Source organism: Ornithinibacillus massiliensis (genome assembly GCF_018310345.1).
Lineage (GTDB): Bacteria > Bacillota > Bacilli > Bacillales > Amphibacillaceae > Ornithinibacillus > Ornithinibacillus massiliensis.
Genome location: NZ_JAGXBY010000003.1, coordinates 21,798 through 48,488, shown reverse-complemented (window position 1 = coordinate 48,488; position 26,691 = coordinate 21,798). Strand labels below are relative to the sequence as shown.

The 26,691-nt window shown below is 37.0% G+C and carries 20 protein-coding genes and 1 riboswitch; of the genes, 14 read left to right on the top strand and 6 right to left on the bottom strand.

Annotation, left to right across the window (positions count from 1 at the left end):
* Positions 1–155 precede the first annotated feature (155 nt).
* The 3 genes from cyoE (at position 156) to KGF86_RS08790 (ending at position 7,970) form a co-directional block, all read left to right on the top strand.
* A complete protein-coding gene (cyoE, locus tag KGF86_RS08805; protein ID WP_186870091.1) occupies positions 156–1,052 on the top strand; it encodes a heme o synthase in 897 nt (298 codons plus the stop codon).
* Between the two features lie 492 nt (positions 1,053–1,544).
* Positions 1,545–6,761, top strand: a complete 5,217-nt coding sequence (locus tag KGF86_RS19290; protein ID WP_246521437.1) for a S8 family peptidase — start codon at positions 1,545–1,547, stop codon at positions 6,759–6,761.
* Positions 6,762–6,929: 168 nt separating this feature from the next.
* A complete protein-coding gene (locus KGF86_RS08790) occupies positions 6,930–7,970 on the top strand; it encodes an FUSC family protein (RefSeq protein WP_186870092.1) in 1,041 nt (346 codons plus the stop codon).
* Between the two features lie 255 nt (positions 7,971–8,225).
* Here the strand turns inward: KGF86_RS08790 and KGF86_RS08785 are convergent, their stop codons facing one another.
* The 4 genes from KGF86_RS08785 to KGF86_RS08770 are packed head-to-tail and all read right to left on the bottom strand — an operon-like array spanning position 8,226 to position 11,769.
* Positions 8,226–9,011, bottom strand: a complete 786-nt coding sequence (locus tag KGF86_RS08785; RefSeq protein WP_211741612.1) for an energy-coupling factor transporter transmembrane component T family protein — start codon at positions 9,009–9,011, stop codon at positions 8,226–8,228.
* Positions 8,995–10,590 (bottom strand): ABC transporter ATP-binding protein, encoded by a 1,596-nt coding sequence (locus KGF86_RS19575; protein WP_343221442.1) that lies wholly within the window; start codon positions 10,588–10,590, stop codon positions 8,995–8,997. Before KGF86_RS19575 ends, KGF86_RS08785 begins: the two co-directional genes overlap by 17 nt.
* On the bottom strand, positions 10,562–11,167 hold the full coding sequence (locus KGF86_RS08775; RefSeq protein WP_186870095.1) for an ECF transporter S component: 606 nt from the start codon (positions 11,165–11,167) through the stop codon (positions 10,562–10,564). The genes KGF86_RS19575 and KGF86_RS08775 overlap by 29 nt, the downstream gene beginning before the upstream one ends.
* An 11-nt stretch (positions 11,168–11,178) precedes the next feature.
* Positions 11,179–11,769, bottom strand: a complete 591-nt coding sequence (locus KGF86_RS08770; RefSeq protein ID WP_246521435.1) for a Ykof family thiamine-binding protein — start codon at positions 11,767–11,769, stop codon at positions 11,179–11,181.
* A 99-nt stretch (positions 11,770–11,868) separates the two neighbouring features.
* Positions 11,869–11,971, bottom strand: a riboswitch (TPP riboswitch).
* A gap of 432 nt (positions 11,972–12,403) precedes the next feature.
* Here KGF86_RS08770 and KGF86_RS08765 point away from each other — a divergent pair.
* A complete protein-coding gene (locus KGF86_RS08765) occupies positions 12,404–13,645 on the top strand; it encodes an EAL and HDOD domain-containing protein (protein WP_186870097.1) in 1,242 nt (413 codons plus the stop codon).
* A gap of 63 nt (positions 13,646–13,708) precedes the next feature.
* Here KGF86_RS08765 and KGF86_RS08760 read toward each other — a convergent pair whose 3' ends face one another.
* Positions 13,709–13,873 carry a hypothetical protein gene (locus KGF86_RS08760; RefSeq protein ID WP_186870098.1) on the bottom strand — a complete coding sequence of 55 codons (165 nt, stop codon included), beginning with the start codon at positions 13,871–13,873 and terminating at the stop codon, positions 13,709–13,711.
* A 137-nt stretch (positions 13,874–14,010) separates the two neighbouring features.
* Here KGF86_RS08760 and KGF86_RS08755 point away from each other — a divergent pair, with 137 nt between their 5' ends.
* On the top strand, positions 14,011–15,258 hold the full coding sequence (locus KGF86_RS08755) for a nickel pincer cofactor-dependent isomerase, group 22 (RefSeq protein ID WP_211741611.1): 1,248 nt from the start codon (positions 14,011–14,013) through the stop codon (positions 15,256–15,258).
* Positions 15,259–15,332: 74 nt separating this feature from the next.
* On the top strand, positions 15,333–16,193 hold the full coding sequence (locus KGF86_RS08750; protein ID WP_211741610.1) for a protein kinase family protein: 861 nt from the start codon (positions 15,333–15,335) through the stop codon (positions 16,191–16,193).
* Positions 16,194–16,342: 149 nt separating this feature from the next.
* Here KGF86_RS08750 and KGF86_RS08745 read toward each other — a convergent pair whose 3' ends face one another.
* Positions 16,343–17,929: a peptide chain release factor 3 gene (locus KGF86_RS08745; RefSeq protein ID WP_211741609.1), complete on the bottom strand. Its 1,587-nt coding sequence runs from the start codon at positions 17,927–17,929 to the stop codon at positions 16,343–16,345.
* Between the two features lie 446 nt (positions 17,930–18,375).
* Between KGF86_RS08745 and KGF86_RS08740 the strand changes: the two genes are divergently transcribed.
* The 8 genes from KGF86_RS08740 (at position 18,376) to moaA (ending at position 26,677) form a co-directional block, all read left to right on the top strand.
* Complete coding sequence (locus tag KGF86_RS08740) at positions 18,376–19,281, top strand: hydroxymethylglutaryl-CoA lyase (protein ID WP_186870102.1); 906 nt, start codon at positions 18,376–18,378, stop codon at positions 19,279–19,281.
* A 119-nt stretch (positions 19,282–19,400) separates the two neighbouring features.
* Positions 19,401–19,916 (top strand): hypothetical protein, encoded by a 516-nt coding sequence (locus tag KGF86_RS08735; RefSeq protein ID WP_222619036.1) that lies wholly within the window; start codon positions 19,401–19,403, stop codon positions 19,914–19,916.
* Positions 19,917–19,969: 53 nt separating this feature from the next.
* Positions 19,970–20,575, top strand: coding sequence for a helix-turn-helix domain-containing protein (locus KGF86_RS08730; RefSeq protein ID WP_186870103.1), 606 nt, complete (start codon positions 19,970–19,972; stop codon positions 20,573–20,575).
* A gap of 306 nt (positions 20,576–20,881) precedes the next feature.
* The gene (locus tag KGF86_RS08725) at positions 20,882–22,168 is read left to right on the top strand and encodes an L-lactate MFS transporter (RefSeq protein ID WP_186870104.1); all 1,287 of its coding nucleotides are present in this window, start codon (positions 20,882–20,884) and stop codon (positions 22,166–22,168) included.
* Positions 22,169–22,258: 90 nt separating this feature from the next.
* On the top strand, positions 22,259–24,610 hold the full coding sequence (locus KGF86_RS08720; protein ID WP_211741608.1) for an FdhF/YdeP family oxidoreductase: 2,352 nt from the start codon (positions 22,259–22,261) through the stop codon (positions 24,608–24,610).
* A 10-nt stretch (positions 24,611–24,620) separates the two neighbouring features.
* Positions 24,621–25,436 carry a formate dehydrogenase accessory sulfurtransferase FdhD gene (gene fdhD / locus KGF86_RS08715; RefSeq protein ID WP_186870106.1) on the top strand — a complete coding sequence of 272 codons (816 nt, stop codon included), beginning with the start codon at positions 24,621–24,623 and terminating at the stop codon, positions 25,434–25,436.
* A 61-nt stretch (positions 25,437–25,497) separates the two neighbouring features.
* On the top strand, positions 25,498–25,656 hold the full coding sequence (locus tag KGF86_RS08710; RefSeq protein WP_211741607.1) for a hypothetical protein: 159 nt from the start codon (positions 25,498–25,500) through the stop codon (positions 25,654–25,656).
* A 7-nt stretch (positions 25,657–25,663) separates the two neighbouring features.
* Positions 25,664–26,677, top strand: coding sequence for a GTP 3',8-cyclase MoaA (gene moaA / locus KGF86_RS08705; RefSeq protein ID WP_343221455.1), 1,014 nt, complete (start codon positions 25,664–25,666; stop codon positions 26,675–26,677).
* Positions 26,678–26,691: the final 14 nt, after the last annotated feature.

The window sequence follows — 26,691 nt, the reverse complement described above, 5'->3', positions numbered from 1 at the left end:
AAAAATATTATTTTCCTTCATATTCTATTCGTTCAATAAATAGTACTAATTTTGCAAGAAAAAAAACGAAAGAAGTGTTACAATAGTAGAAGTGTTAAAGGGAATATAGTCCTATAGTTTTTGTGGGATTGATAGAAGGGAATATAAACAGTAGTATGAGTAACTTTAAGGAATTAAAACTTACTTTGGATAAAACTTTAAAAACAGGAATTATTAAATCTAATCTTGTTCCGATGTTTGCTGGTCTAACATTGGCGATGTACACGTATGAGTATAAGATTACAGACAAAATTCCTGAGATGATTCTGGCGATTATCGGTACAGCCTTAATTATTGGCGCTGCAGGTGCTTTTAATAATGTGTATGATCGTGATATTGATGCGGTAATGGAGAGAACGAAGGTAAGACCGACGGTAACAGGTGCCATTAGTATAAAAACAACGATATGGCTTGCTATTATATTGGCGGTAATAGGAATATTAGCACTTTCTCTTACAACTTTATTATCAGCGCTATTAGGATTTATGGGTCTGTTTTTATATATAGTACCGTATACGATGTGGACTAAGCGGAGAACGGTCTATAATACTGAGGTTGGTAGCTTGTCAGGAGCAATGCCACCTTTAATTGGGTGGGCTGCAATTTATCCTGACATTACGCATCCGGCTCTTCTTGGATTATTTGTAATTGCAATTCTATGGCAAATGCCACATTTTTATGCCATTGCAATTAGAAGACGTGATGATTATAAAGCAGCGAGTGTTCCGATGCTACCTGTCGTAAAAGGTATTAAAAGAACCTATTTGCAAACAAATATTTACTTAATCATTATGATGTTAGCAAGTTTTCTATTAGGATCTTTAAGTATTGGCCTTATGTTAGTAGGTTTATTACTTGGCGGGATTTGGTTAATAATTAGTATTGTTGCCTATAGACAAGAAGATTCGGAGAAATGGGCAAAAATGTTATTTATCTATTCGCTTATCTATATGACAATCATGTTCTCGACGATTATTATCTATTCATTAATGGGAATTATATTTAATTTGTAAAGATAAAGGTCCTTATGGGGCTTTTTTCTTTTGGGCATTTTTTACTGGGTAACAGAAACCTTTGTAAGACTTTCGCAATACGTTATTCTAAAATAAATGTAGAAAAAGAATGAATAATAGTTGAATGTATAATAATCCAAATCTATGTATGACTTTATGATTATTTTTATTTCCAAGTATAGGAAAGTTATGGTTTGGGGGAATAGAACTACTCAGAATCAAAGATTGATATCATAGAGCTTTAAACGTAATTATCCTATTTGTTAATACGACTATTTTCATGGAACAATAAGTATAGAAGGTAGTAATAATTATTCATTTTTAAATATTCGGAAAACAACGACAAAATACGACGGAATATGACAAACCCAATCCATTATAGTGAATACAACAACATAGAGCATTTTCAACCAGACATCTTCTTACTTTTCGAGGAAAGGAGGCAAGTTTGGTTTTTTGTTTTAAAAATAGTATTTGGGGGAGGAATATTCTTTGAAAAGAAGAAAGCAGGCGAGAAGATTTAGTATTATTGCTACGGTCTTGTTGATTTTCTCATTATTTACTCCAGCTTTTTCAAGTGCTGAAGCTAGTAAGAATAAAGATACTTCACCACACACTTCCTTAGTTAATAAGGAGGAAGTAGCAGAGGCTAAAATTAACAGTAATTTAGCGAAATCGTTCGAAAAAGATGAGAAAGTTACATTTTTAATTAAATTTAAGGAGAAAGCTGACCCGATGAAGGTAGCCAAAGATGCTCGTACAAAAGCACAAAGCGCTAAAATGTCAGCTTTTAATCAAGAATTAGTGCAACGCTCTGCTGTTATTTCTGAACTTAAAGCAACAGCAATTTCTTCACAACAAAATGTAGTGAGTTATCTAGAAACAGAGGCACAAAAGGGACACGCGGAAGATATCGAAGCATTCTATATCGTTAATGCGGTAGCGGTAACGGCTACAAAAGAAGTTGCGGAAAAAATTGCTAATTTTCCAGAGGTTGAAAAAATACTACCAAATGAAAAACGTCAGTTGATAGAGACTGAATTAGCTGTTGATGATATTCCAAAAGCGAATCCGCAAAACATTGAGTGGAATGTGGATCGTGTAAATGCTCCAGCAGTTTGGGGCCTAGGTATTGATGGGACTGGAACAGTAGTTGCAAACATTGATACAGGTGTTGATTGGCAACATCCAGCACTAAAGGAGAAATATCGTGGATATAATCCTGCAACAGGTGAAGTTGACCATACCTATAGCTTCTTTGACCCTGTAAATGGTCAAACAGTTCCGTATGATAATGATGGTCATGGAACACATACAATGGGTACCATGGTAGGAAGCGAACCAAATGGTGCAAACCAAGTCGGAGTAGCACCTGGTGCAAAATGGATTGCTGTACAAGCTTTCACGGATGATGGTGCATATGACAGAGATTTAATTGCAGCTGGCCAATGGATTATGGAGCCTGGTGGAGATGCTTCTAAAGCTCCAGATGTTGTTAACAATTCTTGGGGTGGTGGCGCTGGTATTGATGAATTTTACCAGGATATTGTCATTGCATGGCGTGCAGCGGAAATATTCCCAGCATTTGCTGCAGGAAATACAACGCTCTTTAACCCAGGCGGTCCTGGTTCTGTAGCGACTCCTGCAAACTACCCAGAATCGTTTGCTGTTGGTGCTACAGATAGTAATGATATGCTAGCTAACTTTTCACTAAGAGGACCATCGCCATATGGAGAAATTAAGCCAGAAGTTTCTGCACCTGGCGTTGCGGTTCGTTCCTCTGTACCAGGCGGAGGGTATAGCAGCTATAATGGTACGTCTATGGCAACGCCAGCCGTTGCCGGGGTAGTCGCGTTATTGCGGTCTGCGGATTCTAGTATTTCAGTTGATTATATGGAGCAATTATTAATGGACACAGCTGTTGCTAGAACAGATAGCCAGTATCCAGAAAGTCCAAACCATGGCTATGGACATGGAATAGTAGACGCGTTTGCTGCAGTATCCACCATCGCTGAAGGGCTTGGTTCTATAGAGGGGCAAGTGACAATGGATGGTGAAGATACGGAAGCACCAGAATTTGAGCATACTGTTCCTTCAGAAACCTATGCTGGTCTAGATTTAGAACTATCGATACAGGTTAGCGATAACGTAAGCATCACATCTGTTCAGCTACAAGCGGGAGATGAACTATTTGATGCCGAACGTGTATCTGGAAATTATAAAGCTGGTGAATACGTCGTTACGGTTCCAGGTGATATGCTTGAAGTAGGTACATTCAAATATAACTGGATAATTAATGACTTTGGTAATAATGAAGTAGTTACAGATGAGTATAGTGTTGAAGTGAAACCCGGTATTACAAATGGATACTATGAAGACTTTGAAGAAAATCCTTTAGGTTGGCAGAAGTTAGGTTCCAATAATACATGGGAGTGGGGAGCACCAACTTCTGGGCCAGAAGAAGCATTTGTCGGAGAGAATGTATACGCAACTAATGTCGCTGGCCCATACGTGAACAACATGGATGCACACCTAGTCATGCCTCCAATCGATGTACCGGAAGGAGACTCATTCCTACAATTTAAGAGCTGGCATGAATTTGAAATTAGCTCCTCAGGTACAGCATATGACTATGGAAACCTAGTCATTTCCACAGATTTAGAAAATTGGACTACCTTAGAACAATTTGTAGGGTCATCAGATGGTTGGAGTAATATTGAAGCTGATTTAAGGGACTACCAAGGACAACGCGTTTACATTGGTTTCTACACGTATTCTGATGGCAGTGTTACGAGAGATGGTTGGTATATAGATGAAGTTGCATTAACAGATGAATCTCAATATAACAATGATACCATACCTCCAACATTTGAACATACACCACCTGATATTGCATATAGTGGAATGGCATTAAATCTAGATGTGCTTGTACGAGACAATATGCTTGTTGGTGGAGCAACTTTACATTATCAAGATGAAAATGGTGATTGGCAAGCGCTAGAGGCTGAATTAGAATCTGGAAACAACTTAGAAGCTACTTTCTCTGTCGTTGTTCCGGCAAATCAAGTTACTGGGGATTCTTTCACTTATAAGTGGGAGGTTTCTGATTATGCTGGTAATACGGTAGAAAGTGATGAATACGTCATTTCGCTTACGGATGGAATAACAGTAGGATACTTTGAAGACTTTGAAAATAACCCACAAGGTTGGACGCTCATTGGAAGTAATAATGTTTGGGAACTTGGAGAACCAACTTCTGGGCCAAATGAAGCTGTTTCTGGTGAGAATGTGTATGCGACAAATCTTGGCGGACAGTATCCATCAAGAATGGACGGAACACTTATTATGCCAGGAGTACAAGTTCCGGATGAAGGTGCTTATCTTCAGTTTAAGAGCTGGCATGAATTCGAACAATCTTCTACAGGAAGAGCTTGGGATTACGGTGAAGTAGTTGTATCAACAAATATGATTAATTGGACAACATTAGCAGAATTCCATGGTAGTGCAACGGAATGGCAAGATGCTGAAGTCGACCTATCCGAATATGCAGGCCAAACTATCTATGTTGGGTTTTATGCTTATTCAGACGCTAGTGTTGAAAGATTAGGTTGGTATATTGATGATGTTGCAATAGCTGACTCTTCCTTAAACCTAGAGAATAATCCTGCTAGTAAGAAATTCACAAAGCAAGATGAAGCAGCTGAAAAAGAAAAGGAAGCGAAGTTAGAGAAAGAATTATCAAAGAAATCAAATGCTAAATCAGCTAAAGCTGATGTAAAATCATCCGTTGAAACTAGCGATAATCAAACTAGTGGTTTACCACTTGAAGCTATCGTATCTGTGCTTGAAAATGGTCGCTCTGTATCTACCAATCCACAAGATGGAACATACAAAATGACACTACCTTCTGGAGCGTATACATTGGTAGCAGAAACGTATGGATTCCGAGCAGAAGAACAAAGTGTGACAGTTACAGAAAGTGAAACAGCTACAGCAAACTTTGTACTGGAGGAATTACCAAAAGCAACTGTTTCAGGGACTGTTACAAGTGAACAATCGGGTAATCCAATAGTAGATGCAACACTTCTTTTAGTAGAAGATGCTAATGTAGAACCGGTTAAAACAGATGAAAATGGAAACTTCTCTATTACAGCTTATGAAGGAACTTACACATTAAAGGTTATTGCTCAAGACTATAAAGGGCAAGAAATGGAAGTAACATTTGACGAAAATAAAACATTAGACATTGCACTCGAACCATTCTTTACTGTCCCAGGTGGAGAAATTGGTTATGATGATGGAACTGCAGAAAATGCACGTGTATTTTATGATGCTGGTAATGGTTGGGCAGTGAAAATGTCTCTACCTGAAGGGCAAGAACAAGCAATCGTTACAGATGGGGTATTCCAATTCCATGGAACAGATTGGCCAAGCCCTGGAGGAACTGGTTTTGCAGTAGAGGTATGGAGTGCTGGTGCTGATGGACTCCCAGCTGAAAAATTAGTAGGGCCAATTGAAGCAGAAGCAATCCGTGACCTAAACGAGTGGACTGTAGTTGACTTAAGAGAACATAATATCCAAGTAGATGGTGACTTCTATATGGTTTATATTCAGACTTCACCAAATCCTAATGCACCTGGATTAGCGACGGATGAGAATGGTCCAAATGCTGGAAGAAGTTATCAATATGTAGGAGGATCATGGTCGTTGTCACCAGCTGATGAAGGAAATTATATGATTCGTGCTCGTGTCGCATATGGAGTAGAAAAACCAGAAATCACTTCTCCAGCAGACGGTACATTCACTAATGAGGCTACTGTAACTGTAGAAGGTACAGCATCACCTACTACAACAGTAAGTTTATTGAATAATGATACAGAATTAGGCACAGCAGAAATTGGTGAAGATGGATCATTCAGCTTCGACATTGAATTAGAAGAAGGTCAAAATAATCTTCAAGCCGTAACCTATGTCAATGGCGAACAAGCGACAGCTTCTGAAGTTGTTACCGTAACATTAGATACGATCGCACCTGAGTTGAATGTTTTAAATGTAGAAGATGGACAAAAGACAAATCGTGAGACATTAACTGTACAGGGAATGGTTCATGATGATAATCTTTCTACGGTAACAGTCAATGGACAAGCTGCTTCTGTGGAAGATGGAGAATTCTCAAAACGAATCATGCTTGATGAAGGCGAAAATACGATAGAAGTAGTTGCAACCGATGAAGCTGGCAATACAACTACTCAAACCTTTACAGTTTATGCGAAATTTACAGCGCCAGAGATTACAAATTTAACACCTACTGAAGATCAACATTTACATGTTGGCCAAAGTGTTCAGATTGAGTTTGATAGTGAGCCTGGATTAAAAGCATCCTTTGTCGTTCAAATGCCGCTTACAAATTTAAATGGGGTGACATCTTATAATCCTATTGAACTCCCATTAGTAGAAACTACTCCTGGACATTATGTAGGTTATTGGACAGTACCAAGTAATGTACTTGCTGAAGGTGCTGTGATCGAGGTTAAGGTAAGGGATAGCTATGGTAACGAGACTCGTCAATTAGCAGATGGAAGACTGTTTATAACAGAACAAGGTGACGGGGATAATAGCCAAGGGAATAAAGGTACTGATAAAGAGAAAGGTAACAATGGAAAAGGTAAAGATAAGAAGGATACAAATAAAGGAAAAGGAAATAATTAATTTCCTGAAGCCTTAAGAAAGAAGGTGTAGTGGTATAGAAGCCTCTACACCTTTTTTCATGTTATGTAAGTATTATTGTCGAATGAACACTAAAAATAGTAATTGAATTTTGTAGGAGGAGTATCTATAATAGGTCTATCTTTATAAAAAGTACTTGAGGTGCAAAACATGGAATTTAATATTGGCCCACGTATGGTGAAAACGGGTCTAGCAGTAGCATTAACATTACTTGTTACAGAATTATTAAACTTAGAACTACAAATCGTAGCGGGTATTGCTGCAGTATTAGCGATGCAGCCATCCATTATGAGGTCGTATACGTATATAAAAGAAGTTATTATTTCGAACAGTGTTGGGATTGTCTTTGCGTTAGGTGGGTATTTTTTATTAGGTAACCATCCACTATCCGTTGGGGCAATTGTTATTATTTCTATTGCTATTAATATAAAGCTCGGGCTGAATAAAACTGTAAGCTTGACCGTCTTAACGATTATTACGATGATGCTAGGTGGAGATAACGGAATTAGTTATATGTATATTATCGAACGTCTTTCTTTAGTAGCTATTGGCGTTGTATCTGCATTTATCATTAACGCACTAATCATGCCGCCAAATCACAAAAAGATATTGTTTTCGTTAATTAAAAAGGCAAGTGAACAAACCAACTTTTTATTACGGGTCATATCGAATAAGACGATGAGTGTACCACAAATGAGAGCGGAGGATAAAGAGGCGGAAAAATTAATTCATGATGCTAAAAATTATTATGAGATAATATCGGATGAAAGAAATCGACTTTTTATTAGGAAGCGGCTAAGCTTTTTCCGTAGTATTATTATCTATAAACATATGATTCAAGTACTAAGTAAGAAACATACGCTTATTCGGGAATTAGAGAAGAATATTCATGATATAGAAATGATGTCTAGTAATAAATCGTTCTTAATTAAAAAACTAGTTCAAGAGATTAATTCTTATTGTGAAAATATATTGCTTTTGTATGAGGATAAGATCATTTTAGATAAGGATTTACAAAAAGAGACGAAAGCAGCAATGCAGGTAACCATCAATAATTTGATTGAGGAATTACAAGGAGCAGAATTTACAAAGTGGGCAAAGGTTTTTCCAATTGCTAATAGCATTATAGAGCTGTTTTTTGAATTGAATAAACTTGAGCGTTTTGTTAGATTGAAAGAAAATAAAAAATAAAACGGGGAATAAGTTTGGGACAAAATTATTTATTATAATAGAAAAACCGAATGATGAGCTAATAATCCCTTCCGGAAATATATTTCGATGTGCATTCCTGGGGCTCTGGGAAGGTCCTATCCTCACGCCCTCGTCTACACGTATTTCCGGAGGTAGTATCGCACATCATTCGGAACTACATTTAATTTTTTCGTTATATTCTAGAATCTTATTATAGTTATTTTTCAATAACACGTAAAAGCCTACATGAAAGCATCATGGTTTGATTTTATACCCCATTATATTGAAGTATCCTAGATAGTAAGAGAGTACCATTATCCCTAATAATACGCCTACCATCATCAAAAGAAATAACCAATCCCTCTTTTTAACTTTTAATTCTCGATAGTAGGTTCGGTCGGGGTCTCCAGTAAATCCTTTGGACTCCATAGCAATAGCTACTCGTTCAGCTCTACGAATCCCATTTGCTAGTAAGGGAATGATATAGCGACGGAACTGATGTAATCTTTCCTTTATGCCTGTTGCCCTTCCCACTCCACGAATCCGATGTGCTTTTCTAATCGTATCGAATTCTTGTTTAAATGTAGGTAAGAAACGATACCCCGCTAGAATGCCATAGGTGATTCTAGGCGGTAATTTACACTGTTGCATCAAGCTCAACATGAACTTGGTAGAATCTGTCGTAAGCGCAAATAATAGGGATAGTGAAACAAAGCAAAGTGAACGTAATGCTAGACTTATCGCGGTGAGGACACTACCGACTTGAATTTCAAACATAAAAATATGAAATAAAACATCACCACCAGAGAAACGTCCACTTGTATATAGCATCGTCATCCAGGCAAGCCCCAAAACAAGGAAAAGAAAGGGAGCAAACATTTTTATCCACTTCTTAAAGGATATCGTTGTGAATAAGAATGTGATACTAATAATAAACACAAAGTAGAGAAGTGGTGTCATAACGTCATACATTAAACCGAGTAGTACGCCGGGAATTAATATAGCAATCGCTTTGATAGCTGGATTAATAGACGAAATCATGTTGTTCACCAACTCTACATTGTTTTTCCATGCGATATGGCAACCTTAGTCTTGCTTTCGAAATAATATCCTGTTGCATCCATAATTCATCTGGTGTACCAGAGAAACAAAGTCTCTGCTGATCCAATACCAATATTCTATCGGCGAAATCGGCAAGATCCATATCATGTGTAATCATGACTATACTCGTTCCACTTTCTAAAAGCTGTAAGAGAATAGCTAACATCTCTCTTGTGTTATGAGCATCTTGGCCAAAAGTTGGTTCATCCAATAGAAGTAAGGAAGGTTCTTCATCTAGCATAGTTGCTACACTTAGTCTTCTTTTTTGTCCACCACTTAACGAAAAAGGATTGGCATGTTGCAGATGAGTCAAATTAAACTGGTCGAGAAGCTTTAATACGTTATGGTTTATTAATTCATCCGATATACCGTTTAGTCGCATACTAAAGGATGTTTCATCATATACCGTGTCAGTAATAAATTGATGCTCTGGATTTTGGAAAACAAATCCTATTTTACTTCTTAGTTCATTCTCTTTCCATGCTCCTAATGGTTTATTATAAAATGTCACTTCCCCAGAATCAGGAATTAACAGACCGGACATTAACTGGAGTAAAGTAGACTTACCTGCTCCATTTTGTCCAACAATCGCAACCATTTCACCTTGAAATAGTTCAAGATTAATATCATGTAAGACACCTATTCCCTTGTAATTAAAAGATACATGTTCAAAAGAATAGATTATGCGTTGTTCCTGTTTGATTAATCGTTTGTCAAATGGATAAGGTTCTTGGTATTTTTTCGGTAAAAATATACCTTCTTTCTCCATTATCGTATCCTGAAAAATTTCATTTGGCTTACCATTTGCCATCAGGGTACCATTTTTTCCTAAAACTAATAATCGGTGTAAAATAGGAAGCCAATCATCAGATTGATGATCTATGATAAAGAAAGCAGTGTTCGTTTCCTGCTTTATTTGATGTACTAGATTTATAAACTCTAAACTAGAAATGGGATCTAGATTTGCAGTTGGTTCATCTAAAATGATTAGCTTTGGTTCTAGTAAAAGAACTGCAGCTAATGCGATTTTTTGTTTTTCTCCACCAGAGAGTTCTTGAAGTTCTCTTTTCATGTAGCTTTCCATCTTCATTAGTTGAAGAATTTTTTTAATTCGATCAGGCATTTCCTTTGAAGGTACTTTCCTATTTTCTAACGTAAATGCTAATTCGTCTTCAACAGTTAGCATGCAAAACTGACTTTCTGGGTCTTGGAATACAATCCCAATATTCTGGGATAATTCTCCCTTGGCATAATTGGTTATATGATTTCCTTCAAAATAAATATCACCAGAAGAAATTCCTTCAACTGCCTCTGGATATATCCCATTTAAGCATAATGCTAGGCTACTTTTTCCAGAACCACTAGTCCCCATTAATAATGCAATCTGATTAGAATAGATAGAAAATGTTAAATTGTTTAAGACTGGAGATTCATTATTTTCGTACCAAAGACTAAAGTTATTTACTTGTATTAACGGTTGAATTGTTTCGTTATATGGCTTGTGATTCACGTTTTTCACGTAATTCCTTTCCTAATGCGTAGCCTCTTAATACACCAGTTTTAGCAAGTTGATCTCCAATCCATTTGCCAAGTATTCCAGCCAGAATGGCACCACTAATGATTCGAATGATCAAAGAAGCGATAATAATCCAACTTTCTAATGCTATAATCCCTGATGCATATAAGTGATAGCCAAAGCTTACACAAGCCGCAGTTACTCCTGATAGCATAAGTACTGGTAACGTATATTTACGCCAACCTGTTAAAGCAAATGCTAACTCTGCACCTAAGCCTTGGATAAAGCCGGACAGAATAAGTGTAGGGCCAGCGGTAGTTCCCATTAATACTTCTACAACAGCTGCAATGACCTCGGCTGTTAGTGCAACACCAGGCTTTCGAATAATATAGGCAGCTATTATAGATACAATAAACCAAATACCAAAAATAAATTCATATCCTAAAGGACCTAATCCCAAGGGGGTAAGTAAGGTAGTTATTCCTTGACCTACAAAAAAGAACAAGAGATAGATGATCCCAAATACAACCCCTAAAATTGACATTAAAATAATTTCTTTTAAATTCCATTTTTTAGACATGACAATACTCCTTATTTATTGGATGGACTGTTTGCTGTAATGGTGAACGTCATAGTTACATGAGATACCTCTTCTTGAGCTTGTTGAAAAGCATCCTGCATCGTATGGAAAATAGCATGTACATCTCCATCCAGACGTGTTGCGTAATGGCTTCCGCTTACTGTAACGCCACGTGACTTCGATAAATCAATTTGTTGATAAATCGTATCCATATAGTCCTCTCTACCCAATGGGTATAAGGCAAATTTACAGCCGGCTTGTTGCGTTATTGAAGCACTAAGTTCTTTGTTTAATGGTTCTTCTGTTTCATCCATGTAGACATCTGCATCAGTATCTCCAGGACAGCCGATTGAAAAAGTTCCACTCATTGCTACATGTTCCCCTGTTTTTGCTGCGTGTAAGAAGATAGCTTTTGTTACATCGAAAATATGGACAATCCTTCCACGAACACAAGTACTAACATCATCTGTATCCTTCCATACCTTTGATGTATCAACCTCTTCTAAAGCTGTAAGTATAATTTCTACAAACTGATTGCTCATGGGGAAAAGCGTAAACTGACAACCCGCAATCCTACTTGTGCCACAAACGTTTTTCATCATAAATTCCTCCTCATAATTTTTTGCAACAAAAAAACTGCATCCCGTGGGAATGCAGTTTGGTTATGTATATCAGTTCAAAAAGTGTCAAAAAAGAACAACATAGGGCCAACCGCACTTCCCCACGCTAGTATTATCTAGATCGGGTTATAAGGGTCAGACAATGTCTTCTCAGCCACTTAAAGTAGCTCCCCTAGTGCAAACGATAATATGCAGTTATGTTACAAAAACACTATAAACAATTATGAAGCGATTGTAAAGAGGGACCTTTAGCCTAAAAAGTGATTACCATTTATTAGATAGTAGAGATCGAATGCTGTAAAAAGTATTTTTAATACTGAATTCCACGATAACCGAGTTAGTTAAGCTTGATATTATGAAAAATTTGTAATTAATTTACAAAAATGTATAATTGAGGATGTGGTTGTTGAGGAGATTTCTTTAAAAAGGGATGAAAGGAGAAAAGAATACCTATTCAATTGATGATATGGTGCTTACCGTTTACTAATTTCAAGTAACGCATAAGTATTTGAAAAGAGTAAACTTGATAATGTAAGTGAAATATTCTTAAATTTTGACTATTTTTGACAGCGGTATGGTATTATTCAACTAGGATTTCGATTTATGAGGTGGGAATATGGAAGTATATGTAGGTCGGCAACCAATTTTAAATAAAGAGCTAGAAGTGTTTGCATACGAATTATTATATAGAGATAACCGACATAAGAATGTATATTTGGCGGGGAATGATGATCATGCCACCTCTGAGGTGATTAATAGTTTTTTACAGTTTGGTATTAATGACCTATCAGAAGGAAAACCGTGTTTCATTAATTTTACTGAGACATTATTAGAAAATACTGTTCCTACATTTTTACAGCCTGAACTCATGGTAATAGAAGTATTAGAGTCGGTTAGGCCGACAGATCAAATTATAGAAAACTGTCAAAGTTTAAAAAAACTAGGGTACAGAATAGCACTGGATGACTTTGAATGTAGGGAAGAAGATGAGAATTTCTATAAGCTTATTCATTTAGCAGATATTATAAAAATTGACATTCAAAAAACAAGTAGATCGGAACAGCTAAGAATCATGAATCGTCTTCAGGATACATCTATTGTCTTTCTAGCTGAAAAGGTAGAGACACGAGAGGAATACAAACAGTGCGTAAAGGATGGTTATACATATTTTCAAGGGTACTTCTTCAGTAAACCTGTCATCTTGTCGACGAAAGACCTACCTGTGCTGAACCATAACCTATTCATTCTTATCTCGGAGCTTTCTAAGGGAGAACCAGATATTGATAAAATTACACAATATATTGAGTCGGATGTCTCTTTGTCCTATAAACTACTGCGATTACTTAATTCTCCAGCCATCGGACTCGTGTACGAGATAAAATCTATTAAACAATCAATCGTTTTACTGGGCCTAATAGAGCTTCGAAAATGGATCTATGTCATATCATTTCGGGAGCGATACGATAAATCAGATCGGTTAACAGAAGAAGTCATAAAACTTAGCTTAACAAGAGCAAAGGCGAGTGAATTAATAGCACTTCATCTAGGTAACCGTAAAGATAGCTCGAGATTATTTTTAACGGGTCTTTTTTCACTAGTAGATACGATTTATAAGCAACCTTTAATTCATATCTTAAAGAATCTTCCACTCGAACAGGATATTAAAGATACATTATTAGGGAAAGAAACCTCTTTAACTTCTATAATAAACTTAGTTAGTGCTGCGGAAAAAGAAGAGTGGTCCAAAATGGATGCATTAGCAGTAAAATTAGGGATTAATGCTAAGACCTTCAATAATCTATATAAACAATCGGTTAAATGGGCAAGGGACGTTATGCTTGGAAAGGAATTAGTATGATTATAGGTTCAAAATTAAGAAGAACTTTGTCATAACAAAGACAATAGTTCTTCTTATCATTTTTTATTTCTCTTGATGATGTTTCCAATATGTGTCCTCTTTACTTACAGGACATTGTGGGAATGTTTCGTCTTTACTCAATTTTGCCATTGCCCCTGACTGACACATATATGATCCTGATAACGGTACACCCTGACCTGTTCGATATTCACGTAAATCTTTATCCAAGATACACACCTCCATCTATAACATACCCCAAATTCATGCCTCTTACCCAAAGTGTGGTTACTTTGGAGCATTTTGATGAATATACAGAATATATCATGTATACTGATAATTAAGCCTGTCGATTAGGAGATGGTACTATGATTTTATATGAAATTGTACAGTCATTTAAATCTTCTAAGTTAAAAAACTTGAAACATATGATATGGAATGAGATGAAACAAAATAGTAGTATAAATGATTTACCTCCTGGAGCAGAGGTAGCTATTACAGCTGGAAGTCGTGGTATAGATAATATAGTCAATATATTAAAAGAAATTGTTTTGTATTTACAAAGCAAGAAGCTGCGACCTTTTATTGTTCCTTCCATGGGAAGCCATGGCGGGGCAACAGCAGAAGGACAGGTTCGGGTATTAGAACATCTTGGGATTACTGAAGAATCAGTTGGAGCGCCAATTCGATCGTCTATGGAAGTTGTTAAAGTTGGAGAAATACATGATGATTTCCCAATCTATATGGACAAGCTAGCCTATCAGGCAGATGCGATTATAGTGATTAATCGAATTAAGCCTCATACAGCTTTTAGTGGCAAGATAGAAAGCGGTTTAAGTAAGATGGTGTTGGTTGGCTTAGGGAAGCAAAAAGGTGCAAGCTTCTTTCATAGTCAGGGAGCAGATAGGATGGAATATAATCTTGTCGAAGGCTCGAAAGTGGCACTAGAAAATTCTCCTATTCGTATGGGGCTTGCTATCGTAGAAGACAGTTATGACCAGACCGCAATTATCCAGGGGGTCTCGGTAGATAATTGGCATGAAGAAGAGGCTATACTATTGAAGAAAGCAAAAGAACTAATGCCTTCCTTACCCATTAAGGATATTGATTTATTAATCGTCGAAGAGATGGGAAAAAACTATAGTGGTACAGGGATGGATCCGAATATAATCGGAAGACTACGGATTGATGGAATAGAAGAACCAATAGAGCCAAGAATTAAAAGGATAGTTGTACTAGATTTATCAAGTGCTTCACATGGAAATGCACAAGGGGTAGGTCTTGCCGATTTTACTACAGAGAGATTGTTTCATAAGGTTGATAGAGAAGCAACATATATGAACTGTATTACTAGTACTTTTTTAAGAAGAGCTATGTTTCCGTTTATCTATCCTACTGAACAAGATGCGATTGAGCAAGCATTACATAGTTTAGGGCCTAATTTTAAACGAGATAATGCTTCCATTATCCAAATTGCTAACACATTACATCTAAATCGTTTAATCGTTTCGGAAACGGCATTAAAACGTATTCCTCCCCATGTTTCATACACCGTGATAAGAGAAATGAATTGGTCATTTGAAAGAGGAGAACTTTCCTATAAATTATCTAATTAATGCAAAAGACAACCTCATTTTTTTCTTTTTATGTCAAAGCTTACATTCATTAGTTCGAAAAAGAAGGAGTACATATGATAAAAAAACAGTTAAATCAGGATATTTCCATTCAACTAAAAGCGGATTATAACTTTAATTGGTTAAACAGATTTGGCCAAGTCTTTACGGTGTTTGATCAGCAAGATTCTGGTAATATAAGCTTTGGAATAGAAAGCGAAGGAGTTAAACGATTCTTGAAATACGCAGGAGCGGAGACTCTTCATGGTTCTGTTTCTCCAGAATTGGCAGTTCAAAATCTTAAACAATCGGTTGGAATTTATCAAGAACTATCTCATGCTTCTTTAGTCAATTTATTGGATCATATGGAAGTGGGGGATGGATATTGTCTATTATTTGATTGGTTTGATGGAGAAGTATTACACAATCACTGGAATTTCCCACCACCACTTAAATATGAGCATCCTGATGCACCATTCTTCCGGTTTAAACAATTGCCTATAGAAAAACGACTGACAGCTTTTAAGAAAATTTTGGAATTTCACGTTCATGTTGAACATCATGGGTATGTTGCCATTGATTTTTATGATGGAAGTATATTATATGATTTCACGAATTACCAGCTTAAGATTTGTGATATTGATTTATATCAGAAAAAGCCATATATAAACACGATGGGGAGGATGTGGGGCTCATCTCGATTTATGTCCCCAGAAGAATTTGAATTAGGTGCTGTAATAGACGGTAGCACAAACGTCTTTAATATGGGAGCGATGGCTTTTTCCCTATTAGGTGGAGAATTAAATCGTTCATATGATAAATGGGAAGCTGGCAGAGACCTGTATGAGGTTGCCATTAAGGCGGTGGAAAAGGATCGAAACAAACGCTTCCCTAGTGTAGAAGTGTTTTATCAAGAGTGGAATAAAAGAGACTCTTGAGTAAATACAACGATGCACGATAACAGCTCCGAAAATAAATAGAAGCCTAGCTTAACAGCTTTAGCAAGAGTTATTTCCGGAGCCGTGTGAGGTGCACGTTATATCATTTAAGTTGTTAGTTGAATATCGTTATCCTACTAAAAACTATTTTATTTAACTTGGCCATACGAATTAACTTCAAACAAATCAATTAACTCAATGTCCTTATGATTATCTTTAAACCAGTTCAATGCAAACTCGTTACGGAATAGGACGAGATAATTATCGTTGCGATCGCGAACAAGTAAATTACGATCATCAAATAGCGATTCCTTTACCTGTTCTGCCTTTAACCATCGAGGTATCCGTTCCCCAATCGATTCAAACATAACCTCTACATTGTATTCATTTTCCATACGGTATTTGAACACTTCGTATTGCAATTCACCGACTGCTCCGAGAATATAGGACTCCGTTCGTTTGTCTTTAAATAGTTGAATTGCTCCTTCTTGTACAAGCTGCTCAATTCCTTTTTTGAACTGTTTCGATTTCATAACATTTTTTGCCATTACTTTTTTAAATAATTCAGGTGGAAACTTTGGAAGTTCATCAAATTCAAAAGCTGCCTTTCCTTCTAATAATGTATCTCCAATTTGATAGGCATTAGGGTCATAGATTCCAATAATATCTCCAGCATAAGCTTCATCGATTGTATCTCGGGTAGAAGCAACAATTTGTTGCGATTGTGATAGCTTAAATACTTTACCTGTACGGGATAACTTCACACTCATACCACGTTCAAACTTACCAGAGCAAACGCGAACGAAGGCAATCCGGTCTCGGTGTGCAGGGTTCATATTCGCTTGAATTTTAAAGATAAATCCAGAGAAATCAGGATTATCCGGGGATACAATTCCTTCAGTTGACCTTCTAGCTTGGGGTGACGGTGCAAGCTTTATAAATGTATCAAAAAAGTCATGAACACCAAAGGGAGCTAGTGCACTTCCGAAAAATACTGGTGTTTGCTCTCCGTTTAAAACAGCTTCTAATGAGAATTGGTTACCAGCCTCATCTAATAATGCCAATTCCTCTTTTGCGGCCTCAAATTCGCTAGTGGTTGTCATGGCTTGATTCGCTTCATTCTCAAGTTCTCCATACGGAATGTGAGATTCAGCTTCATTACCATTAAATTTAATAAATTGCTGATTCATTCGATCGAATATACCAAGGAAACGTTTCCCCATACCGACAGGCCAGTTCATAGGATATGTTTCGATTTCCAGAACTTCCTCAATCTCTTCTAGTAGTTCGAAGGGTTCTCTACCTTCACGGTCCAATTTATTAATAAACGTAAAAATAGGAATACCACGCATTCTACATACTTTAAATAATTTAATTGTTTGTGGTTCAATCCCTTTTACTGAATCAATAATCATAACAACACTATCGACAGCCGTCAGCGTACGATACGTATCCTCACTGAAATCTTCGTGTCCAGGTGTATCGAGAATATTTACTTGAAAATCTTTATATGGAAAATTCATTACACTGGAGGTTACGGAAATACCACGCTGTTTTTCGATTTCCATCCAATCAGATGTAGCGAATTTACCAGATTTTTTACCCTTTACCGTACCGGCAGTACGAATTAGATTTCCATATAATAATAATTTTTCAGTTAATGTTGTTTTCCCAGCATCTGGGTGGGAAATGATTGCAAATGTTTTTCGCTTTGCTACTTCATCTTTTATGCTCATGTCTATTTCCTTTCCCTATAGAACTTACAAGGTATTACATACCTTATCTATCATACTATATTCAATGTAAATTGCATAATTGATTATATATGTCACTTCTTATGTAGTTATATGTAGATAGGTAGGCATCAATCTGTATCACTGTATAAAAGTTCTAAAACGCCAAAAGCTCTTAAGTGAGAATACATAAAACGTAAGGCCATACAGATAATACACAGCGAAAAAAGCAGTATCTAGAAATAATACTTATAAATCAAAAAATTTAAAAATAATGGTTTGACATAATGTATTATAGTAGGTTAAACTTTATTCAACAAAGTTGAATAAAAGGATACAATATTGAATAAGAGATAATAAAAACGATTTTATATTTCTAACATATTGTACTTATATACATGTAATCGGAAACAGGAGGCTTTTATCATCAATAAAGAGGAGGGGAATACGTGGGAAAAAGACCTGATTTTGTTCAGTTAAAAGAAGTGGGTCCTCGTGATGGTCTACAAAATGAAAAACAGTTTATCACGACAGACGATAAAGTGGCATGGATAGATATGCTCTCTAATACGGGAGTAACAGAAATAGAATACTCTTCATTTGTTAATCCGAAATGGATCCCAGCCTTAGCAGATGCTAAGGAGGTAGGGAAGCGGATTAAGCGTAATCCTGCTGTCGTGTATTCGGCGTTAGTCCCAAACATAAGAGGGTTGGAGAATGCATTAGAAGCAGGTATAGACGGAGCGTCTGTTTTTATGTCAGCGAGTGAAACCCATAATGTAAAGAACATCAACAAATCGATAACGGAAACCTATCCTGTACTAAAGCAAGTTATTGATGAGGCGAAAAAAGAAAAGAAAAAAGTTACGGGCTATGTTTCTACAGTATTTGAATGTCCATATGAAGGGAAAATAACGCCGACTCAGGTTATGCAAGTATGTGATCAATTAATCACAAGTGGTGTGAATGATATTTCACTAGGGGACACGATTGGTTCAGCAGTACCCTCTCAAGTAGAACTACTACTGGATGAAATACTGAAGCGATTTCCAAAAGAAAAAATAATCATGCATTTCCATGATACTAGAGGAATGGCGATTGCTAATATCATGACCGCATTAAATTATGGAATTACAAGGTTTGATACGTCAATTGGTGGACTAGGAGGCTGTCCTTATGCTCCTGGTGCAGCAGGTAATGTAGCAACAAATGATGTCCTATATTTATTACATGGGTTAGGGATAAGCACAGGTATACAGGATAAAAAGGTTCAAGAAGCATCTATTTTTATCCAAAACAAACTAGGAAAAAAACTCCCTAGTCGATCATTAGCTTATGTTGAAGGAACAGGTTAACATAGGGGGATTGTGATTAAGGTGTTAAATCACAATCCTTTTTTATTTTACATATAATTAAAACTATATTTCTTTATCAGTGGTAAAATGTAGGAAAATGACTCTGGGGGGATTTGATAATGAGAAATATTCGCCTAAGTGAAAAGGTACTACTCTTGGGTTATAGTTTTATCTTACTTTTTATGATTGTACAAGACTTCGTTCCGCTAGGCTCGCTAAACGATATTGAAGCAATTAAACAAGAAAAAACTACGAATGAACTCATTTTAGTAACATTAATTGGTGTCATACAGATAGCATTATTTATCACATTAATATTGTTGTATGCTGGTAAAACATATCCCTTACTAATTAAAATTTGGCTAGTTATCCACCCATTATGTATATTCGCAGGGGCTCTAATGAGTTGGTGGATTCCATATTTTACTGGAATAGGGGCTCAAGAGAAAGTGGAAGGTTACACCACGATGTTTGGCAATACACATGCTTTTCTTCCTATGATGAATGGGATAGTTCCAAATACTTTACATACCATTTTTCATATAAGCTTATTATTCTGTATCCTATTGTCTATTTATATTTTTGTAACGAAAACAAAGGTACTAAGTAATATTAATGAAGATAAAGTTAGCTAACGTATAAAAATCTATCCTTATCCTACTCTTGACTAGCAAATTATCTCTAATCTATGATAGAAGAAAGATTTGCAACAGCAAGAGGGGAGAGAAAGATCATTAATCTGGAAACAATCGGGAAGAAAATAAAAGAAATGCGCTTGCGGAAAAAATGGACTCAGCAGCAAGTTGCAGATGTAGCAGGTATTTCAAAAAGTATGCTATCGAAAATAGAAAACGGGCAATCTGCATCTGCCATTGCAACCCTTTCTAAAATCAGTGAAGTACTCGAAGTTTCTCTCTCATGGCTATTAGATGAACAAAATGAACAAGACTTGGTTTTATTACCTAAGTCCAGTAGAAGGCCGAGATTTGGGGATGAAAATATGGGGTATTCCTATGAGCTTCTTGCAAATCGTTCATCGCTATCTGGATTTGAACCGACTATTGTTCATGTAACCCCTAAGAATTTAAATGCTCGTGAAGATACCTATACTCACTCACAAGACGAATTTATCTTTATTCTAGAAGGGGCAATATATCTTTTATATGATGGAAAGAAGTATTATATGGAAAAAGGAGACAGTGCCTGCTTCCAAGGTTCTAAACCGCATCTATTTGTTCCAGTAGATGAAAATGAAGCGAAAGTTTTAACATTTTTTATCGATAATCCTTTATAAAGAGCCTTGCAATCGGTCTGAACCGCTATGTTAGTATCAATCAATATACTAGCTAATGGGTTCACCTTGCAAAGCTTTTTTATTTTAGTCTGGTAAAGCAGAAAATTAATAGTTGATTAGCAAACGCTTTCATGATAGGATAATAAACAGAATTGATTGAAAATAATAAAAAATAATACGTTTACGTCTTGTTTGCAAAGCTATTATAAAAGCCCTATCTGCCATTAACCGCTATATAGTGAACTTATTTTCTGTAGTTTTCTAGTTGTTAATGATGAAACTTACTATTATTAAAGGAGGATGTTTATGGAGAAGGTCAAAAATAGGTGGCTAATCGCAGCATCTGCTCTTGGTGTTCACCTTTCCATTGGATCGGCGTATGCATGGAGTGTGTTCACCAATCCAATGATTGAACAATATGGTTGGAGTCAGACACAAGTTTCGACAGCTTTTAGCATTGCTATTTTCTGCTTAGGCTTTTCGGCAGCATTTATGGGGCGCTTTGTAGAAAAAAACGGTCCTAAAAAATCAAGTATGCTTGCAGCGATATTCTTTGGGTTAGGAGTTGCTGGTTCAGGTGTTGCAACGCTTTTGGAATCATTGCCTTTATTATATCTTTTCTATGGAATTATCGGAGGAATGGGACTTGGGATTGGGTACATATCACCAGTGTCAACACTTGTTAAGTGGTTCCCTGATCGGCGTGGTTTGGCAACTGGTTTAGCTATTATGGGATTTGGATTTGCTGCTATGCTCAGTGGTCCGGCCATCGAATCGTTAATAGGTCTAGTTGGAATATCGAATACATTCTTTATTCTTGGAGCGGTTTATTTTGTTGTCATGACGGCATCTGCTCAATACTTAGCACCACCACCAGAAGGTTGGGCACCAGCAGGCTTTGTGGAAAAACAAGAATCTGGTAAGACCAAGATTAAGATAAGAGAAGATTTATCCCAGTTAACTGCTAATGAAGCAATCAAAACAAGAAGATTCTGGATGTTATGGTTTATGTTATTTATTAATGTCACTTGTGGAATTGCCATTCTTGCCGTAGCATCCCCAATGGCACAGGAAATTACCGGAATGACAGCTATTGCTGCAGCTGCTATGGTAGGTGTATTAGGCTTGTTCAATGGTGGAGGACGAATTGGCTGGGCGTCATTAAGTGATTATATTGGTCGTCCAAATGTATACACTGCTTTTTTTGTTATTCAAGTAGTGGCATTTGCCATCTTACCATTTGCATCTAATGCAATTTTATTCCAAGTTCTTTTGTTTGCGATACTAACGTGTTATGGCGGTGGATTCGCATCGATACCAGCATATATTGGTGATTTATTTGGAACAAAGCAACTAGGTGCAATTCATGGCTATATTTTAACCGCATGGGCTATGGCTGGTGTAGTAGGGCCTATTCTGCTTTCCTTTATCTATGATAATACGGGTAGTTATACGTTAACGATGACTATATTTTCTATTATGTTCGCGGTAGCGTTAGGGCTATCTTTGTGGATACGATTGGATATTAAACGACTTCGAGGGGAAAGAGAGAAGCTTACTGTTCAGCATGCCTCTGCAGCAACACAGGAATAGCATATTGGCAATCAAAAAAGGGTCGCGACTTCTAATAAGGAGTTTGACCCTACATGTGTATCTCAACCAGTTATAAAGGAGGAGAACGTTTTGGGAAAAACGAAGCATACTGGTCCGATCAAAATATCGAAGAAGCCTGATCCTAAGCTTTGGGTAAGTAAAGTACCATTTGGATTAGGAAAAGTAAAACCACATCATATTCGAGATACGATGAAAGTGGTGTGGGAGAATAAGGATAACCTACCATACGCAACTCGAATTCTTACGCAGGGTGTATGTGATGGTTGTGCACTAGGTGTTGCTGGGCTTAAAGATCAAACATTAAAGGGTCCACATGTATGTACGACAAGATTGAATGTACTTCGTCTGAATACGATGGGGCCAATAAAGGAAGATATTTTACATGCTGATATAAAAGAACTGCAAAAGATGAGTAGTACAGAACTTCGTAAGCTAGGAAGAATTCCTTATCCATTAATCCGTAAGCCGGGGGACCGAAATTTTAGACGAATATCATGGGATGACGCCCTAGATAGGATCGCGGATAAAATGAAAGCGATTAATCCGAAACAAGCTGCGTTTTATACAACCTCGAGGGGAATAACAAATGAAGTATATTACACGTTAGCAAAGGTTTCTCGTTTTTTAGGAGTAAATAATGTAGATAATGCTTCACGTATCTGCCATTCACCATCTAAAACGGCGTTGAGCCGCTCTATTGGTGTGGGAGCTTCTACTTGTAATTATAAAGACTGGATTGGTACAGATGTCCTCGTATTCTGGGGATCTGTCGCTGCTAATAATCAGCCTGTATCCACGAAATATATGTATGCAGCTAAACGTAAAGGAACCAAAATCATCATTATTAATCCATACCATGAGCCGGCAATGGATCGGTATTGGGTTCCTTCCATTCCAGAATCAGCACTGTTCGGAACGAAGATTGCAGATGATTTCTACCAGATTAATATTGGTGGTGATATCGCCTTTATGCATGGAATAATGAAGCATTGGTTTGAAATGGAAGAACGTGAACCAGGATCAGCCCTTGATCACAATTTTATAAACAATCATGTAAATGGCTTAGCAGAATTGCAAGCAAAAGTAAAATCCTATAATTGGAAGCAATTAGAAAAATCCTCGGGTATTTCGAAAGAGAGGATGCTAGAATTAGCTCACTTACTTGCCAAATCAAGCTCTGCGGTTTTTGTTTGGTCGATGGGCCTTACGCAGCATCGATTTGGTACAGATAATATATCACAAGTAGCGAATTTAGCATTGCTTAGAGGCTTTCTCGGTAGAGAGCACTGTGGCTTAATGCCAATCCGTGGGCACTCTGGGGTGCAAGGCTCTTCCGAAATGGGAGCAGATCCATTCTCCTTACCAGGTGGAGGTCTGGATGAAAATAACAGGAAGCGAATAGAACAAATTTGGCGATTTGATATCCCACAATGGCAAGGAGATATTGTTGGGGTTTCCTTGGAAAATGCACTATTGCCAGAACAGCATGAAAGAAAATTAAAGCTCTATTATATGTCTGGTGGAAATTTCTTAGAAACGATGCCAGATCCAGATTTTGTGAAGGACAGTTTGGAAAATATTGATTTACGAGTGCATCAAGATATTATCTTGAATACCTCGACACTACTAGATGCCAAAGAGGCTGTTCTCGTTTTACCTGCTATGACGCGGTATGAGCAGCCTGGTGGAGGAACATCTACTTCAACAGAAAGAATGGTCTATTTCTCACCAGAAATTAAAGGACCTAGAATTGAAGAAGCGCGAGCAGAATGGGAAATATATATTGATTTAGCAAAAAGAGTTAGACCGGATAGGAAAGAATTAGTTGATTTTAAGGATGCCTCTGAAATACGTGAAGAGATTGCTAAGGCAGCACCAAACTATGATGGGATTCAACATCTAAAGAAAAAGGGTGATCTGTTCCAATGGGGAGGAGCATGGTTATGTGAAGGTGGTATCTGTCCATCACCTGATGGAAAAGGGAATTTAATTACGGTTGAATTACCGGAATTACGAAAACCTGAAGGACATTTTTATGTAACTACTCGACGGGGAAAACAATTTAATTCGATGATTTATCATGAGAAAGATCCGTTTAATGCTGCAGATCGATTTGATGTACTAATGAACAAAAAGGATGGAAAAGAACTTGGTATTCAAGAGGGAGATGCAATTGTCGTCTTTAATCAGCATGGGTCATTTACTGGACGTGCAAAATTTGTCCCAGTACGGTCTGGTAATTTGGAAGTACATTGGCCTGAAGGAAATTCCTTAATTCCTAAGGGTGTCTATGAGAGCTTTGCTGGAATACCAGAATATAATACTGCAGTCATTGTGGAGAAAGCGGAAACCTACTATGCCCAAAAAGATACCAAGTACGTGGAAAAACGTATAGAAGAATTAGAAATGGAACCACAATGAAGGTGAGACGATGAATGATATCAATCAGGATAGTTGGGAGATAGTTCGTTTTCATGGTAGAGAGGCGTTAGAAGTGGAAGAGGAGATTGCTATAGAGTTTCCTTTAACCATTATTTTGAATGGGGAAGAATTTGCAACAATGCTCTGTTCCCCAACTAATTTAGAAGAGCTTGTAGTAGGATTTCTGGCTTCAGAGGGGATTATTCGCCTATTCAAGGAAATTAAAAACCTTTCGATAGATCAGGTGGGCGGATTTGCCTATGTCGACTTATATAACCAAATAAACTTGCGAGAGCAGGATTATTCCAAACGATTTATTGGTTCGTGTTGTGGGAAAAGTAGACAGTTTTACTTTAAAAGTGATGTCAAAACTGCTAAAACGATAACGAGTTCATTATCGTTATCTGTAGAACAATGCTATAATCTTATGAAAGACTTACAAGAACGTTCTGAACAATTTAAAAGAACTGGCGGTGTTCACAATGCAGCACTTGCAACACCAGAAGATTTGTTAGAGATTCGTACCGATATAGGAAGGCATAATGCACTAGATAAAGTGTATGGTAGTGTATTACAGAATCATATCCCATTAGCAGATAAACTTATCGTATTTAGTGGTCGTATCTCATCGGAAGTACTGCTTAAGATATCCAAGATTGGTGTTGGAATATTATTGTCTAAGTCAGCACCAACAGATCTAGCATTAAATCTAGCAAATGATCTAGGTATTACAGCAATTGGTTTTGCCAGAGAAAATAAAATGAACGTTTATACACATCCATCTAGGATTAAAGAAGTAAGTAGCAATAGCAAATACCATGCTTGAATGGCGTGGAGATAGAATAAAAGTGGATTTCTACTGAATTGCTACATGGGTGGGTAATTGTTTGAAACATAAATTTGGTGAGCCATTATCTCTTTTGAGAATGTTTGGCTCACCAGTCCATACGCCGTTGGAATTTTCTAAGGATAATATAGCGAATGCTAAGGCTTTCGTTAGATCTTTTTCTATTATCCCACCATTTTTAGTCAAAACAGGTCATTAGGAGGCCGATACGCATGAATATTACGGATAAATTTGGTCGTCCCATACAGGATTTGCGTATTTCCGTAACAGATCGTTGTAATTTTCGTTGTACATATTGTATGCCTAAGGAAATATTTGGGAAAAACTATCCATTCTTACCTAAAAGTCATTTACTAACATTTGAAGAGATTGAGAGACTAGCGAAGACATTTGTGAAGTTAGGTGTTAAAAAGATTCGTATTACAGGTGGAGAACCATTATTGCGTAGAGATCTATCCAACTTAATAGCTAGATTATCTGCCATTGAAGGGTTACAAGATATTGGTTTAACAACTAATGCTACATTACTAGAGAAAATGGCTGTATCGATAAAAGCGGCTGGCTTAAAACGGGTTAATGTTAGTTTAGATGCTCTTGATAATGATTTATTTCAATTGATTAATGAAAGTGGCGTAAGTACGAATAGAGTAATACAAGGTATGGAAAAGGCTCTACAAGTGGGCCTTGATGTAAAAGTGAATATGGTTGTAAAAAAGGGTATGAATGATCAGGAGATTATTCCAATGGCTAAGTTTTTTAAAAATAAAGGTATTTCATTAAGGTTTATCGAATTTATGGATGTTGGCAGTACGAATGGTTGGGATTTTAGTAAAGTAGTGACAAAAAGAGAAATCTATGACCAGTTAACAGACCATTTTGATTTAGAGCCTGTCGACCCTGCATATGTAGGGGAAGTAGCAAAGCGCTACCGGTACGTAGGTAGTAAAGTAGAGGTTGGTTTTATTACTTCGGTTTCGGAATCCTTTTGCTCGACGTGTACAAGAGCTCGAATTGCAGCAGATGGTAAGGTCTATACTTGCTTGTTCGCTGCAAGTGGATTCGATTTGAAAGAACTAATTCGCTCAGGGGCTACAGATGAGGAATTAGAGAAACAAATCATAGCAATTTGGCAAAATCGAACGGACAGATATTCCGATGAGAGAACAGAAGAATCCTCAAGAAATAAAGAAAAAATTGAAATGTCCTATATCGGTGGTTGATATTATCTTACTTA

Excerpts from the sequence above, each read along its gene's own strand:
- KGF86_RS08785 (WP_211741612.1), bottom strand. The coding sequence starts at position 9,011 with ATGATTTCGTCTATTAATCCAGCTATCAAAGCGATTGCTATATTAATT.
- KGF86_RS08750 (WP_211741610.1), top strand. The coding sequence starts at position 15,333 with ATGATAAAAAAACAGTTAAATCAGGATATTTCCATTCAACTAAAAGCG.
- KGF86_RS08765 (WP_186870097.1), top strand. The coding sequence starts at position 12,404 with ATGGAAGTATATGTAGGTCGGCAACCAATTTTAAATAAAGAGCTAGAA.
- KGF86_RS08735 (WP_222619036.1), top strand. The coding sequence starts at position 19,401 with ATGAGAAATATTCGCCTAAGTGAAAAGGTACTACTCTTGGGTTATAGT.
- KGF86_RS08790 (WP_186870092.1), top strand. The coding sequence starts at position 6,930 with ATGGAATTTAATATTGGCCCACGTATGGTGAAAACGGGTCTAGCAGTA.
- KGF86_RS08745 (WP_211741609.1), bottom strand. The coding sequence starts at position 17,929 with ATGAGCATAAAAGATGAAGTAGCAAAGCGAAAAACATTTGCAATCATT.
- KGF86_RS08730 (WP_186870103.1), top strand. The coding sequence starts at position 19,970 with ATGATAGAAGAAAGATTTGCAACAGCAAGAGGGGAGAGAAAGATCATT.
- KGF86_RS08775 (WP_186870095.1), bottom strand. The coding sequence starts at position 11,167 with ATGTCTAAAAAATGGAATTTAAAAGAAATTATTTTAATGTCAATTTTA.
- cyoE (WP_186870091.1), top strand. The coding sequence starts at position 156 with ATGAGTAACTTTAAGGAATTAAAACTTACTTTGGATAAAACTTTAAAA.
- KGF86_RS08725 (WP_186870104.1), top strand. The coding sequence starts at position 20,882 with ATGGAGAAGGTCAAAAATAGGTGGCTAATCGCAGCATCTGCTCTTGGT.
- fdhD (WP_186870106.1), top strand. The coding sequence starts at position 24,621 with ATGAATGATATCAATCAGGATAGTTGGGAGATAGTTCGTTTTCATGGT.
- KGF86_RS08755 (WP_211741611.1), top strand. The coding sequence starts at position 14,011 with ATGATTTTATATGAAATTGTACAGTCATTTAAATCTTCTAAGTTAAAA.
- KGF86_RS08770 (WP_246521435.1), bottom strand. The coding sequence starts at position 11,769 with ATGATGAAAAACGTTTGTGGCACAAGTAGGATTGCGGGTTGTCAGTTT.